At 42.1% G+C, this 15,426-nt stretch carries 13 protein-coding genes; 3 read left to right on the top strand and 10 right to left on the bottom strand.

The window, feature by feature from the left end; genetic code table 11:
* Nucleotides 1-129: 129 nt before the first annotated feature.
* Both BS636_RS15195 and BS636_RS15200 read right to left on the bottom strand, forming a co-directional pair.
* A complete protein-coding gene (locus tag BS636_RS15195) occupies nt 130-1,662 on the bottom strand; it encodes a pyridoxal phosphate-dependent decarboxylase family protein (RefSeq protein WP_099339536.1) in 1,533 nt (510 codons plus the stop codon).
* 3 nt (nt 1,663-1,665) lie between these two features.
* Complete coding sequence (locus BS636_RS15200; RefSeq protein ID WP_099339537.1) at nt 1,666-3,039, bottom strand: diaminobutyrate--2-oxoglutarate transaminase; 1,374 nt, start codon at nt 3,037-3,039, stop codon at nt 1,666-1,668.
* A 475-nt stretch (nt 3,040-3,514) separates the two neighbouring features.
* Here BS636_RS15200 and BS636_RS15205 point away from each other — a divergent pair, with 475 nt between their 5' ends.
* Both BS636_RS15205 and BS636_RS15210 read left to right on the top strand, forming a co-directional pair.
* Nucleotides 3,515-4,219, top strand: coding sequence for an SIMPL domain-containing protein (locus BS636_RS15205; protein WP_099339538.1), 705 nt, complete (start codon nt 3,515-3,517; stop codon nt 4,217-4,219).
* A gap of 166 nt (nt 4,220-4,385) precedes the next feature.
* Nucleotides 4,386-4,982: a phosphatase PAP2 family protein gene (locus BS636_RS15210; RefSeq protein ID WP_099339539.1), complete on the top strand. Its 597-nt coding sequence runs from the start codon at nt 4,386-4,388 to the stop codon at nt 4,980-4,982.
* 56 nt (nt 4,983-5,038) lie between these two features.
* Here BS636_RS15210 and proB read toward each other — a convergent pair whose 3' ends face one another.
* Both proB and cgtA read right to left on the bottom strand, forming a co-directional pair.
* Entirely contained in the window at nt 5,039-6,172 is a 1,134-nt protein-coding gene (proB, locus tag BS636_RS15215) for a glutamate 5-kinase (RefSeq protein ID WP_099339540.1), read from the bottom strand.
* A 27-nt stretch (nt 6,173-6,199) separates the two neighbouring features.
* Nucleotides 6,200-7,405 carry an Obg family GTPase CgtA gene (cgtA, locus tag BS636_RS15220; RefSeq protein WP_099339541.1) on the bottom strand — a complete coding sequence of 402 codons (1,206 nt, stop codon included), beginning with the start codon at nt 7,403-7,405 and terminating at the stop codon, nt 6,200-6,202.
* Between the two features lie 272 nt (nt 7,406-7,677).
* Between cgtA and BS636_RS15225 the strand changes: the two genes are divergently transcribed.
* Nucleotides 7,678-8,868 carry an MFS transporter gene (locus BS636_RS15225; RefSeq protein ID WP_099339690.1) on the top strand — a complete coding sequence of 397 codons (1,191 nt, stop codon included), beginning with the start codon at nt 7,678-7,680 and terminating at the stop codon, nt 8,866-8,868.
* Nucleotides 8,869-8,924: 56 nt separating this feature from the next.
* Here the strand turns inward: BS636_RS15225 and BS636_RS16505 are convergent, their stop codons facing one another.
* From BS636_RS16505 to BS636_RS15255, 6 genes are all read right to left on the bottom strand, one after another.
* Nucleotides 8,925-9,524, bottom strand: a complete 600-nt coding sequence (locus tag BS636_RS16505) for a hypothetical protein (RefSeq protein WP_228206912.1) — start codon at nt 9,522-9,524, stop codon at nt 8,925-8,927.
* Nucleotides 9,525-9,553: 29 nt separating this feature from the next.
* Complete coding sequence (locus BS636_RS15235; RefSeq protein WP_099339542.1) at nt 9,554-9,928, bottom strand: winged helix-turn-helix transcriptional regulator; 375 nt, start codon at nt 9,926-9,928, stop codon at nt 9,554-9,556.
* A gap of 186 nt (nt 9,929-10,114) precedes the next feature.
* Nucleotides 10,115-11,572, bottom strand: coding sequence for a glyceraldehyde-3-phosphate dehydrogenase (locus BS636_RS15240; protein ID WP_099339543.1), 1,458 nt, complete (start codon nt 11,570-11,572; stop codon nt 10,115-10,117).
* A gap of 240 nt (nt 11,573-11,812) precedes the next feature.
* The gene (locus BS636_RS15245) at nt 11,813-13,579 is read right to left on the bottom strand and encodes a hypothetical protein (RefSeq protein WP_099339544.1); all 1,767 of its coding nucleotides are present in this window, start codon (nt 13,577-13,579) and stop codon (nt 11,813-11,815) included.
* A gap of 125 nt (nt 13,580-13,704) precedes the next feature.
* Nucleotides 13,705-14,640, bottom strand: a complete 936-nt coding sequence (gene rarD, locus BS636_RS15250; RefSeq protein WP_099339545.1) for an EamA family transporter RarD — start codon at nt 14,638-14,640, stop codon at nt 13,705-13,707.
* 156 nt (nt 14,641-14,796) lie between these two features.
* Nucleotides 14,797-15,384, bottom strand: a complete 588-nt coding sequence (locus BS636_RS15255) for a lipocalin family protein (protein WP_099339546.1) — start codon at nt 15,382-15,384, stop codon at nt 14,797-14,799.
* Between the last annotated feature and the right edge of the window lie 42 nt (nt 15,385-15,426).

Genomic DNA, 15,426 nt, shown 5'->3' on the forward strand with positions numbered 1-15,426 from the left:
CCTATAAGAATAAAATTCCACGCTAAGATTTATAAGTAAAACATTATCCAAAATGTCCGGTATAGAGACTTCAGCCACTTGAATAAAAAAAGGAGATCATTAAGATCTCCTTTTTCACACCATCACAGCTTATGCGATTGGCGGCGTATAAGTACCATCAGCAATTGAATCCTTGATACGGTCGGCTTCTGTAAGCACGAGTGCCAACAGGTTCTTCACGTTTTCAAGTGTTGCAACCGGACTTAAAGTGGTCATTTTCAGAGACTGTACCTGACCCACTTTAGTGACGCCAATATTCGCTTCACCACGGGCAAACAGTTCATCTGCGACGTTCTGGTTCAAAGCATCGACAAACTCAGCTGGATAGCCTGCCGGTACTACACGGAACAATACTGATGCAAATTGTGGCTCAACCAGAAGTTCCAGACCATCAGTTGCCTTGATGTAATCTGCCACTTCACGAGTCAATTTCACGCCATGGTCGATCATCGAACCATAAAGTTCTTCACCCAATGCTTCAACCGTCATCCACAACTTGAGCGCATCAAAACGGCGAGTTGTTTGCAGTGACTTGGACACCAAGTTAGGAACACCATGCTCTTCATCATAAGCAGAGTTCAGATATTCTGCTTCATAATGCATGAAACGATAATTCGCTTCATCTTTCAGCAAGAATGCACCACATGAAATCGTCTGGAAGTAATGCTTATGGAAATCTAGTGTCACAGAATCAGACAACTCGATACCATCTAGCATTGAACGATAGTCATTAGACAGGATCAGTGCGCCACCCCATGCTGCGTCGATATGCATCCACGCGCCATATTTGTTGGTGATTTCACGAATCTGCTTGAGTGGATCAATTGCACCAGCATCAGTCGTACCCGCAGTTGCGACTACACATGCTACGATTTTGCCTTCAGACTGAAGATGCGCCATGGTTTTTTCCAGAGCATCCACATCCATCTGCGCATTTTCATTCACAGGCACAGTCACGACAGACTGGAAGCCCATGCCCATCATCGCCATGTTCTTTTGCACAGAGAAGTGTGCATTTTCAGAACAGATAACTTTGACATTACGCATTGCATCCGCGGGGATACCATCACGCTGAACAGACCACGGGTTGCCGTTTTCATCTTTCCAGTTTTTCGCGATGCAGGCATCACGCGCCAGTAATACGCCCATCAAGTTAGACTGCGTGCCACCAGAAGTGAACACACCTGCCTGACCTGAACCATAGCCGACTTTTTGACGTAGCCAGTCAATCAGCTGCACTTCCATCAAAGAACCCGCTGGGCTTTGATCCCAAGAGTCCATTGACTGGTTAGTGGCGTTGATTAGCACTTCCGCGATCTGGCTGGTCACCATCGTCGGGCAATGCAAATGCGCAAGCGAATGCGGGTGATGTACTTTCAAGCTCTTGTTGAGGAATAGCTCAACCATACGCTCTAAAGATTTCTGTACACCCAGACCTTCTTTAGAAGGATTGAACGCAATTGCGCTACGCAATTCCTTGATGCTACCGCCGGTATACATCTTGTCGTTTTGCAACCATGCTGCAACCGCTTTGGTCGCCTGATCCATCGCCGACTCATAGTCAGCGATAGATGCAGCATCATTGCAGAGTAACGCTTTACGGTGTTCTGCAAAATCTACCATGGATTACGCGCCTCGAACTGCGACTAGAGCTTCAGCAACCGCTTTCTTGAAGCGAACCAGAACTTCTTCACACTCTGCTTGAGTGATGATCAATGGGCAAAGTAAACGGATCACTGTACCGTTACGACCACCTTTTTCCAGCAACAGTTTGTTGTTGAAACAAGCGGTTTGAATCGCTGCAGCCAATTGACCATCAGCAGGTAAAGAACCCATATGATCCGCTGGTTTACGTTCGTCAACAATCTCAACACCGATCATCAAACCACGACCACGTACGTTACCGATACATGGGAATTCAGCAGCCAGTTTTTTAATTTCAGCTTGCAGGAAGTCACCACGCTCTTGAGCATTTTGCGCAAGATTTTGTTCTTTAATGGTTTGCAAAGTCGCAAGACCTGTACCCATTGCCAGCTGGTTACCACGGAATGTACCGGTGTGGCCAGCAGGTTGCCAAGCGTCGAACTTACGTTTGATACCCAGTACTGCTAGTGGCAAGCTACCACCGACAGCTTTAGACATCACGACAACATCAGGTTCAATACCCGCATGCTCAAATGCAAACATTTTGCCTGAACGCGCAAAGCCTGCTTGAACTTCGTCAAGAATCAACACGATGTTGTGTTTTTCAGTCACTTCACGGATTTTTTGCAACCATTTCACAGGTGCTGTTACCACACCGCCTTCACCTTGAATCGCTTCAAGAATTACAGCTGCTGGCTTGGTTACACCACTTTCGACATCTTCAATGAAGTTTTCGAAATAATAAGTCAAAGCGTCAACGCCCGCTTCACCGCCCAGACCTAGTGGACAACGGTATTCATGCGGATATGGCATGAATTGAACGCCTGGCATTAAACCATTTACTGAATTCTTCGCCGACAGGTTGCCTGTCATCGCAAGAGAACCGTGAGTCATGCCGTGATAGCCACCAGAGAAGCTGATCACTGAACTACGGCCAGTAAAGGTTTTGGCAAGTTTAATCGCTGCTTCTGTTGCATCTGCACCAGATGGACCACAGAACTGTAGGCAGTATTCTTCTTTGCCACCTGGCAGGTAAGCAAGAAGTGCCTCAGTAAAAGCATCTTTTAAAGGAGTTGTGAGATCCAGCGTATGCAGTGGAAGACCGCTTGCAAGTGTGTCCTGGATACTTTGAATGACCGCAGGGTGATTATGGCCTAATGCCAATGTCCCTGCCCCAGCTAAACAATCAAGGTACTCCGTACCTTCAACATCGGTAACCCAGCAACCTTGTGCTTTCGCTATCGCTAACGGTAATTTACGTGGATAACTACGCACATTCGATTCCATCTGACTTTGGCGAGTCAAGTAGTATTCGTTTGTGGAATTGGTGGCAGGATTTACAGAAGAAACGCTCATATCGAATTACCATCTCTGATATGGGTTGAAAGAAATAAGTCTGGTGACTTGCGGTCCTTTGACTCGGTGCTTTATATAATCTAGTTAGACGGTTTTCTATTCAGTAACTAGGAAGGCGGATGATACAGTTTTTTTCAAGAAAATAAATAACTTTTAGTATCAATTTGCCTCTGATGTTATTGAAAAAATATATCAAGTAATGTTGCTGTTTAAATTATCAACTGAACGCACAACAATGACAAGGCAACCTGAATATTTTATGCAATTTTGTTGTCATGAATACAACAGTGTAATTATCAAGCAATTATAACAATAAGTATATAATTTACATCATGTTTAATTTCGATATATTCATAAAAAATAAAATATATTTTTAACAATCTAACGACAATAATTGCTGAATATCAACACATTTCCACCTTAGTATTTTATGATCAGTACAAGGCCAACAATTCCACTAAAACAGGACAACAAAATGCGTCTTTCTTCTCTTTCAGCGCTAGCCTTGCTCGGCGCATTATCTTCTGCCGCTTTCGCCGCTCCTGAAGAAACCTTAAACTACAATGTAGTCAATCTATCAGCAGAAGCCAGCCGCGATATTTCTAATGATTTAATGAATGCCAATTTATATGTGGAAAAATCGCATAAACAGCCGGCTGAGCTTGCAGCGCAAATCAATCAATTGATGAATTTTGCGATTAATACTGCCAAGAAATATCCAGCAGTAAAAATAGAAACCGGTTCACAGAATACCTATCCTGTTTATGACAATGACAACCGCAAACTGAAAGAATGGCGTGGTCGTGCTCAGGTTCGTCTGGAATCTACAGATTTTAAAGCCGCTTCGCAGCTGATCGCGGAACTGCAACAATACTTCCAGACTGAATCCATTAACTTTTCTGTCTCTGAAGCAAAACGCAAGAAAGTTGAAAATGAGCTGATGCTTGAAGCATCTAAAAATTTCCAGCAACGTGCACAAAGCCTGGTACAAGCCTGGAACAAACCTGGCTATCAGTTGGTAAACATGAATATCAATACCAATAACTCAGGCTATCCACCTGTACCACGTATGGCGATGGCGAAAGCGGCTTATGCCGAAGCTGCAATTCCTGATCAGGAAATGGCAGCAGGTGAATCTAAAATGACCGTCAGTGCCAATGGTTCTATTCAGTTTAAATAAGTCTTAATAAAATTATTCTGATGTTTGAAAACCACCCTTTTGGGTGGTTTTTTATCACTTGAATATTCTTTAAAAAATCAACGCTACAATTTCATACATACTTCGGTAGGCATACCGCTGCGATAGGTTTAGAGTAACCAAAATTTGTCTCAAGTCCATTCTCCTCATGTCCCTCGATCAACTCAACCTTTACCTATTCCATATTCTGAATGTACCCGAACAAGCCTCTACCTGGATGATCAACTATGCCTGTCTGATTGCACATGATCTGGTGTATTTATTTCTCCTGATCTTTGCCATTGCCTGGCTGGGTGGCAATCGTGAAGTAAAAACTGGGATTATTAAGGCCGCGATCTTTACAGCAATTACCTTGTCGATTAGCGAAGTATTGTCTGCTGCATTGAATACACCACGCCCTTTTGTCATGGAAGTCGGTCGCACCCTCATTGAGCATGAGGCTACAGGCTCTTTCCCCAGCAACCATATGAGTATTTTTAGTGGGATTGCCCTTGCCTATTATTTTTCACCGCAGCGTGATTTGGGTCGAATCCTGCTCTGGACTGCTTGGCTTGTCGCTTGGTCACGGATCTATGTGGGTGTACATTTTCCGATTGATATGGTGGGAGCATTCATGATTGCACTGGTGGTGAACTTAGCTGGCCTACCACTGTGGTGGAAATATCAGGATAAGCTCATGAACTTTATCTTGAGCATTCATCAGTTCCTGTTTGCGCCTTTTATTCGGATGGGCTGGATTAAGTAAAATGGTGGCAATAAAAAAATCCCGCTCGAAAGCGGGATTTTTTTAATCTCTATAATTTAATAGATCGACATATGATTACGGTGAATCATTTCCAATGAACGCGCTTCACCTAAGACCTGATGGACTTTATCCGATGCCAAACCTTTGACGATTTCAGCCGAACGTGAACTGAAGTTCACACGACCAACAGCAATACGGTGACCTTGTGTATCCACACATTCCACCACATCACCACGTTCAAAGTGCCCTTCTACTGCTTTAACACCAACTGGCAACAAGCTGCGGTGGTTTTCTTTAATGGCCTTAATCGCACCATCATCAATCACCAGACGACCTGCTGTTTGTAAGTGTGCTGCTAACCATTGCTGATGTGCAGTCAAGCGGTCATCATCAGTGATAAATAAAGTACCCAGCATTTCACCTGTCATCAGACGCGATAAAACACAATCACTATCGCCACTGGCAATCAGCGTTGGACAACCAGACTTCGCCGCCAGACGTGCAGCACGGACTTTGGTCAACATACCACCACGACCAAATTTACCACCACCGCCGGCCATATCAAACAGGCTCTCATCCATTGCACGCACTGTATGGAACAGTTTAGCATCCGGATTAGAACGTGGATCTGAGTCGAACATGCCTTCCTGATCGGTCAGGATAATCAACAGATCAGCATGGACCTGACCCGCCACCATCGCAGCGAGCGTATCGTTATCACCAAAGCGGATTTCATCAGTCGAAACGGTGTCATTTTCATTAATCACCGGAATCACACGCCATTCAATCAGGTGCTGCAAGGCATCACATGAGTTGAGATAGCGGCGACGATCTGCCAGGTCGTCATGAGTTAACAATACCTGAGCGGTCTGGATCTGGTGTTTATCCAATACGCTTGACCAGGTATGAATAAGGCCCATCTGACCGATGGCAGCGCAAGCCTGAAGACTGGGTAGATCGGTGGGTCGATTCTCAAGTTTCATTCGAACCATACCTTCAGCCACAGCACCTGATGACACAAGAATAATCTCATGTCCGGCATTGTGTAGATCTGCGATTTGTCCCGCCCAATGCGAGATGGCATCTAAATCTAAACCTTGCCCGTTTGCTGTGAGTAAAGATGATCCGATTTTAACAACGATTCGTTTACAACCCTTGAGCTGACGTTGCCCATCTACCACTTCTATCATCTTGTCCTCAGACTTATCTTTAAAAGATTAACGTACGTAATATACTTCTACGTCGCTGTCGTCATCATCTTCATCATCAAAGTCATCGCCACCCAGACGTTGAGCGCGACGCATTTCACGATAAGCTTCCTTCGCAGCAATCGTTTGTTCACGTGTTTCAGCTTCAAGCTGATCACGGAATTCTTTCATTTCTGCTGCATATTCTGGATCTTCAACCTCGCGTTCGCGTTGCTGTTCGATTTGATCCATCAGGTAGTACACAACGTCTTTAGTGCCTTCAGCCGTTAAGCCAGAAGTTTTAAAGACAGGACCTTCCCACTGTAATTCTTCAAGAATGTGGTTACACCATTCGTCACGAGTTTCTTCTGCCAATTGGTCAACCTTGTTCAGAACCAATACCACAGGCAATTTAGACAACGTTGGCGAGAATTTCTCAAGCTCCGCTGTAATTGCTTTGGCATTGTAAGCAGGATCTGAACCGTCAATCGGTTGTACATCGACAATGTGCAGCAAGATACGTGTACGTGCCAGGTGTTTCAGGAAACGAATACCCAGACCCGCACCTTCAGCAGCACCTTCGATCAGACCTGGAATATCGGCCATCACAAATGAGCGGTAACGATCCGCATCCACCACGCCCAAATTCGGCATCATTGTGGTAAATGGATAGTCTGCCACTTTTGGTTTTGCAGCCGAAACTGCACGGATAAAGGTCGATTTACCTGCGTTTGGCATACCGAGTAAACCCACATCTGCAAGCACTTTCAGCTCCAGACGGATTTCACGGAATTCACCTTTAACACCATGGGTACACTTACGTGGAGAACGGTTAGTCGATGATTTGAAGTGAGTATTACCCAAACCACCATCACCGCCTTGAGCGACCAATACTTTCTGACCGTCTTCGATCAGGTCACCAATAATGTCGCCAGATTCGCTATCTACAATGGTTGTTCCCACAGGAACTTTTAAAATAACTGATTCGCCACCACGACCAGCACAGTTTGCGCCAGCACCGTTTTTACCACGTTCAGCGCGAAATCTACGGGTATAACGATAATCTACAAGGGTACTCGTGTCGTCGTCAGCCTGTACATAAATGCTGCCGCCACGACCACCATCACCACCATCTGGACCACCAAATGGTACGAACTTTTCACGGCGAAAACTGGCTACGCCATTGCCACCGTCGCCAGCCTCTACGGTAATGACTGCTTCATCAACAAAGCGCATAATGCCAATCCTCTAAAAACTTTAAAACCGCCTATTCTGCCATATTTTAAAGCATTTCTCGACTATATTTATGCACTATTCCATGAAGATCGCTCATTTCAAGAGTAATTTCATTCAGCTTGTTTCAAAATATAAAATCGTCTGAAAAATATTCAGTCACTTACAATTTAAGATATAGTTTTTAAAGCTTAATTGATCGTTTTTTATTATTTCTGATTTGGCATAGGGCTGCCTATAGTGCTCAGCGTCGAAAAAGAGTCCATGGTATGCCTATGACCACAGAAAGGAATGCTGTCAGCCCATTGTCATCACAATTTGTATTACTTATGGCAATGGCGTGTGGTCTATGTGCTGGATCTACTTATTATAGTCAGCCTCTAATTTATTCGATTGAAGAAGGTTTAAGCATCACGACCAGTCAGGCCGGCTTAACAGTGGTAATCGCTCAGATTGGTTATGTACTGGGTTTAATGCTTTTAGTACCGTTAGGTGACTTTCTAAATAAACGTAAGCTGGTGGTCAGCTTGATGGTCTTCGCGGCGACTTCTCAGATTCTTCTCTCGTTAAGTACCACGCTAAGCACCTTGTATTTATTTACCTTGTTCGCTACTTTTGGTGCTATTTCCGCACAGGTTCTGATTCCTTTTGCTTCTACGATCAGTCCACCTGAATCCAGTGCTGCTACAGTAGGCAAGCTCATGAGTGGTCTGGTGATGGGCATTATCCTGTCACGAACCTTTGCTGGCTTTGTTTCGACTTACTGGACTTGGGAAGGTGTGTATCTATCCAGTGGTATCATTACTCTACTGTTTGCAATACTCATGTGGAAAAAACTGCCAGATACTCAACCTCAGGTTGGATTAACTATTGGTGGTATTTATCGTTCCCTATTTTTCATTGCTAGGCAAAATCCGCATCTGATTCGTCGAGCTTGTGCCGGTGCCTTGGCTTTTGGCATTTTATCCATGATTTTTACCTCTATGACTTTCGTCTTAGGCAATGATCCATACTACTTCACCGACTTTGAAATTGGGTTATTTGGGTTACTCGGTGTGATTGGAATTTTTTCATCGAGCTGGTCCGGCCGAACGGTTGGTGCAGGTCGAGAAAATCTGGTTGCTGTGCTTTGCATTAGCCTTATGCTGCTTTCTTGTATTCCCCTCTATTTCGCTCAGCAAAATATTTTGGTATATGCAGTTGGTGTGCTGATGGCATATTTTGGTCTGACTGCCTTTCACGTGCTAAACCAAAACCTAGTATATCGGATCGATCTGAAATCACGTTCCCGAATTAATGCGGTGTATATGACCATTTACTTTAGCGGTGCAGCTTTAGGTTCACTCGGTGCAGTCTACGCTTGGCAACACTTTGAATGGATGGGCTGTGTAATTCTAGGTTTAGTTTTCTCAATTGGAATTTTACTGATTGATCGAGTTGATTTTAGGAAGATGATCAAAAAGTAAGTTATTGATGAGGAATAAATCGTGTGGTTTATTCCTTCTAAAATTATATACAACAATTAATCATCCTCAAACCGATATAAAGCAATTTTTTCTAGTTGCTCCACTAATTCCCCATATAAGCTCGTATAATTTATAGATAAGCACGTATTAATTAGTTTTTCATCCGCGATACCGAAGCCCCTAATTCTAAGTACATTTTCTATCAAATTTAATAAATCAATCATCTTCAAGAAACAATTATTATCTTTATCTAATTCAAGACTTAAAATACCCAAATCTTTACTCAAACATTTTTTAATTTTTACTATTTTTTCAACATTTTGATCAAGCGTATTTATACTACCTGATTTAATATTTTTAATATTGTCAATAAAATTTAATAAATATCTAATCTCTCCTACTTCTTGGTTTATTTTTTCACGCAAATTCATTGCAATTTGAGCTAAAACTTCAGCCCTCTTCTGCTCCCTCCAACTCGTATAAGTCATCAATACCGCTATAGGAGCAAATATTGCTGCCGACCAAAGTAAAAGATTCGTAGCTAAAGTGATATCAACTTCTAAAAGTTTAAAGATCGCATAAATTGCGATGCACAAAGTTAAGATAATTGCATACACTGCCAGCAAAGTAGCAACCAAATTTTCTAATTTTTTCATTCATTGCTTCCCCAAAAGCAATTTAATTTTTATTTCGCAACACGCTCTTTATTTTCCAAAATCTCCGGCAGACTACGCTCTAACCAGCCAATCAGATAATTTATTTTTTCCGCAGCCTGCGAACCGGTAATCGTCAGCTGATATTCCACTTTAGGTGGTACAACTGGATAGACCGTTCTTAAAATGAAGCCATCCTGCTCCAGCATTTTCAGCGTCTGTGCCAGCATCTTTTCACTGACGCCTTCAATACGCTGTTTCAGCTCACTAAAACGATGAACGCCATCACTCAAGCAACGCAACACCAGAATCGACCATTTATTAGCAAGGTGTTCCAGAATTTCACGCGAAGGACATTCTGTTGATAAAACCTGACCCAGTAATTTACTGGTTTCATAAGTAGACATAATATTTTCTCTAATTTATAAACTTACTTTTTCGCATGTACTTTCATTTAGAAAGTTATCAGATCAAGATTTCATCAGCAAGGTGATTTTTAAAATTAATCTTCCACTTAAATCGAAAAATTAAACCCAAAACTCATGCAATAAAAAAGAGCCTCAAATGAGGCTCTTTTATCAGCTAAACACTAATTAAGCATTAGTTTCAGCAGGAACTTTTGGATAGCTTACGCCGCCCATTTGTTCAGCAATACGAAGTACCTGGCAGCTATAACCCACTTCGTTATCGTACCAAACGTAAGCAGTTAAACGGTTGCGTGAAGTGATTGTCGCTTGAGCGTCGAATACACCTGCAGTACGTGAACCGATAAAGTCAGAAGATACAACTTCAGTAGAGTTTGTATAACCGATTTGACCTTGAAGGTTAGAATTGATAGAGATTTGGCGAATGTATTCATTCACTTCGTCACGATCAACTTCTTTATCTAAAGTCAGGTTCAGAATAGCTAAAGATACGTTTGGAGTTGGAACACGTACAGAGTTACCAGTCAACTTGCCTTTAAGCGCAGGAAGTGCTTTCGCAACTGCTTTAGCAGCGCCAGTTTCAGTGATTACCATGTTCAGTGTAGCAGCACGACCACGACGATCCGCTTTATGGTAGTTGTCGATCAGGTTCTGGTCATTCGTAAATGAGTGAACTGTTTCAACATGACCATTGATCACTGTGTACTTGTCGTTTAACACTTTCAAAGTTGGAGTGATTGCGTTTGTTGTACAGCTTGCTGCAGAGATGATTTTATCTTCATCAAGGATGTCAGCTTGGTTCACGCCGTATACAACGTTCTTCATGTCACCTTTACCAGGTGCAGTCAAAATTACACGCGCAGCGCCTGGGCATTTCAGGTGTTGCGCAAGACCTTCAGCATCACGCCATTTACCAGTGTTGTCGATCACTAATGCATTTTCGATACCGTATGCAGTGTAATCCACTTCAGATGGGTTTGATGCATAGATTACTTTGATGAATTGACCGTTCGCAATGATTGCTTCGTTTTCTTCATCTACAGAAATCGTACCAGCGAATGGACCGTGGATTGAGTCACGACGTAATAAAGACGCACGTTTTTCCAGGTCACCATCAGATGATTTACGAACAACGATTGCTTTCAGGCTTAGACCACGACCAAGACCAGATTGGCTGATCATTAGACGAGCAAGGATACGACCGATACGACCGAAACCGTAAAGAACAACGTCTTTGTTTTCTACAGTTGTTGCGCTGCCTTCAAGAGACTTAACAGCATCTGCTACAAATGCATCAATGTCGCCACCTTGAGCTTTATATGCTTCAGCAAGTTTGCCTAGATCAATTTCAGCAGTACCGATGTTTTCAACTTTAGCCAATGCTTCAAGAATTGGGAAAGTGTTTACAACAGAAAGTTCAACATCAAGAACGCGAGTACGGCGGTGAGCTTTAAGGATCTGGATTACAGAACGGTTAATTAAAGAACGACCGTATACTGTAACTACGATGTTTTTTTCACGGTACAATTGGCCTACTAGGGCAATCATACGTTCCGCGATTTCTTCACGGTTTTTCCAGCGACCTTGGTGCTCTGCATGGAGGGCAACGATAGTGTCTTTGCTCACAGATACGTCCTCTAATTAATTGTAAATCTAAGCATAAATTTCAAAACCCCATAATTGTAATGGAATTGGCAGCAAGTTTGAATCAAAAGCTGCCAAAGTCTTGATGAAAAAGGCCTATATTCACTATAAATTTTGAAAATAATTGGAATTAGTCAGATGATTTTACATTTAAAAATTGAAAAACTAGGTTTTTAAACATCTGACCAAGATTTTTGTTAAATGTTGTTTATTCAAACAGATTTAGATCTCAAAGCTGACCACATTATCCCGATCAAGCTGTACCTTGCTTCCTGCCGAGAAATTCATATCCAGACTCATGGAAGCATTGAAGTTTTCTACATCAAAATCATCATAGGTTTCTGGTAAATGAATTAGTACAGGTAACCGGGTTAAACCATTGTCCCCACATGGAAAGGCATAATGACGCTCAATCTGCTGAAAACTTTGCATACTTTCAAACTCTAGGAACACACTACTATTTTCATGAGTTCTTGGTACCTGAATAATTTCCAGAAACATGCTGCGTTTGAGCTGCTTTAATTTATTCTCAGCAATATCGATAGCTTCATCTGAATTATCCTTAGACCAAAGCTTTTTAAACATAGATTTTTTCTCATGTTCAGCTTTCTGGCGATTCAGAGTCCTAATATATTTGTTCAGATCCCGATACTGCTGCACATTACTTGCAATAGTTTCCTGAATATCTTTAATCGGCTGCTCAGAGCGCTGATGCATCACCTGCCATTCATGCGAATTGGTCGGGATGAAAGTTTCACCTTTACGTTTTTCCAGTAAGCGGATAAACGCCAATAACTTATATTCAAAATTCTGGATATATTGATTGAACATAAATCCTGGCTGAGATTTGAAATCACGGTAATAGGCCAAAATTTCAGTAAATATTTTATGGACATGTAAATAAAGATAAGCAAATTCTTCAATATGAGATAAATGATCACGAATCGCATCACGCATTGGCAGCAGAATTTCACGTGTCAAAATTTCTTCAAACTGCTTTAAATGGCGTTGTGCTACCACATCGGCATTTTTCTCAACCACCTGAATCGGCTCAACCAGTAAAGGCAATAACTTCGATTCAGAAATCTGTTCCAGATTATGCACAATATCCATCACATCTAGATGGATCTGGCTCTGCAAGGTCACCATGCGCTGCATCTGGGATTTCAGCGTTTCAACCGCTTCTTCTTCCATATTCTCTTGCAGATCCAGCACCAGAATATTCAGATAGACCTGATCTTCGAGCGCACCTTTTTCTTCAATCAGGAAACGGCGAATAGAATACGGGTTTTGGTGTACATCCATCACGGGTGCAACAATGAATAAAAATTGTGAAGTACGGACAATGTCAAAATGGCGGATTTGCTGCTCTTTGATCAGAAAATAACGAAATAGCGGGTGTTGCATTTCCGCAGTCTGTTTTTTTAATAAAGGCTTATACCAATAACCTAACAACTGCTGCTTGATAAACACTTCAATGATAAAGCATTTAACCTGCTCTTCTGTCAGCTTACGCACACCTTCGACTGGCTGTAATTGAAGACCACGAATAATTTCAGCAGCATTCAACAGAAAGGTACGACGTAACTCCAGCTTTTCACGCTGCATCTGGAAGTTTTCATCAACTTCAATTTTATCAATCTGCTCGAGTACGTTTTCCAGGTAATCCGCAACTTGCAAGCTGTCATTCAACCCGAGTAGGCTTTTTAGAGATAGGCCGAAAGTACTGGCATAATAACGCATCCGGTCATTCAGAAACTTTTGGCTTAATGCCTCTACCGAATGATAGGATTGATAACGATATTGGTTGGTTTCCTGATCCCAAAGAATTTTCTTAGGTTTCAAAATTTGAAAGTCCACACTTTCTTTTAGCTCAGGCGAGACATCTGCCAGAACGGTTTTAAGTTCCCGCTCCCATTCTAAATCCAGACTTGGCTCCAATTGCGACAAGCGAGCACGCAACTGATATGGAATGGTGATCTCTGACATGCCCTATCCTCTTAAAAACTCTTCAATTTTGTATCGATTATTTAATTCGTTAAAATTGTACACAATTCAGAAGATGATTAAATCAGTATTATCTAACAAATATTAAACTTATTGAGAAAGAGTTATCATTTTTCTTGCTTAAGTCTTTCTAATTGTTCTAGCTTAAGATTTAGGTCACGTCTATTGCGTTGCTGTTGATGTAAATGCAATACCCCCTCTATCACTAACAAAACCACTGCCAGCCAAATCGGAATATAAGTCAACCACTCTCCTGATTCCACCCGTTCCCCGAGTGTCATCGAAGCAAAAGCCAGCAGCACCGGTTCGAGATAACTCAACAGACCAAAAATCACAAAAGGTAGATAACGGCTTGCCAGAATATAGCTTCCTAATCCTAATGCACTCAAGAAACCTAAGCCCAATACAGCGAAGACGAGATGAGGGAAATTAATAATTAAATTAAAAGAATCGCTATGCACAAAGCCCAGATAGATTGCTACTGGAAGAATAAGACACAAATCCCACCAAAATCCACCCAAATGATCCGTCCCAAAACGACGACGCAGGAAAAAATAGAGTGGATAAGCTAAAGCGACATAAACGGTTTCCCAAGCAATAAATCCAATGCGCCAGATTTCATGTCCTACACCGAGTACAGCACATGCTACTGCCGCCATCTGCCAGGCAGACAGTTTTTCCTTATAAAGTACGCAACCCACCAGCACCATCACCAACGGCAATAGAAAATAACCAAGCGACACTTGCAAGCCACGACCATTAATCGGCCCCCACAGGAATAACCAGAGCTGTGTCGTACAAAGCAAAGAGCTGATAATCAGCCAGATTAGAAAAGTCGGCTGTTTTAGAATTCGCTTAAAAATACTGCTAATGTGATTGAGATCACCTGACCACCACATAAAAGCTGTCAAAAATGGCAGGGTCGCCAGCATACGCCATGCAAAGGTTTGCTCACTGTCCAGTGGCTGCAAAAAAGGCGTGAAAATATAAAGCACACCAAAAACCATCGATGCTAAAACTGACAGCGCGATACCTTTATACATTCACCACCCCAAAATCTCTTTGCGCGCATTATATCGGGATGTCTTCCAGAATACTTGCCTGTATTCTTTGATCGAATGATAAATTTTCTATTTAAAGCTTCTGATTTTTTGAATATAAAAAACCATGCCGAAGCATGGTTTGAGGAGAAACATAGATTATCGTGCTGTTTGTTTGGTATGGATCAGATCACTCAGGTCATAGCCGACAGATTTCGCATATTCCAGGTATTCATTTACTACCGCCTGATCTGGTTGCGGTGTACGTGACAATACCCACATATATTTACGTTTCGGCTCACCGACCAATACAGTCTGGTAATTATCATCCAGTTTCAAGACCCAATAATCACCACGCGCAATTGGAATCCAGCGAATCGCTTCTGGTAAGAAGCTAACTTTTAACTTGGTATTGTATGGTGCATTCTGTACAAATGCTTCACCCACTGAAGCAGTCTGAGTACCATCCTTTTTAATACAACGGTTATCGACTTTAATATTGCCATTTTCATTTAATGTATAAGTAGCAGTCACATCACGATCACATTTATTCTGGAACTGAAGTGGCTTACGTGCAACTTCATACCAAGAACCCAAATATTTATCCAATTCAACTCTTTCCACAGTTGGAAGCGGTTTGGTATCTGCATAGGCCATGGTTGCAGCGCCCAAACCGAGAAGAACAGCACCACCTACCGTAATTTTGGCAATTTTCAAGCTTGCCTGAGAGAAATTCTTAGTTGTCATAAAGTATCCTTTCATTCACACAGATGAGTGAAGCACATGTTT

This window comes from Acinetobacter sp. LoGeW2-3, from assembly GCF_002688565.1.
Lineage (GTDB): Bacteria > Pseudomonadota > Gammaproteobacteria > Pseudomonadales > Moraxellaceae > Acinetobacter.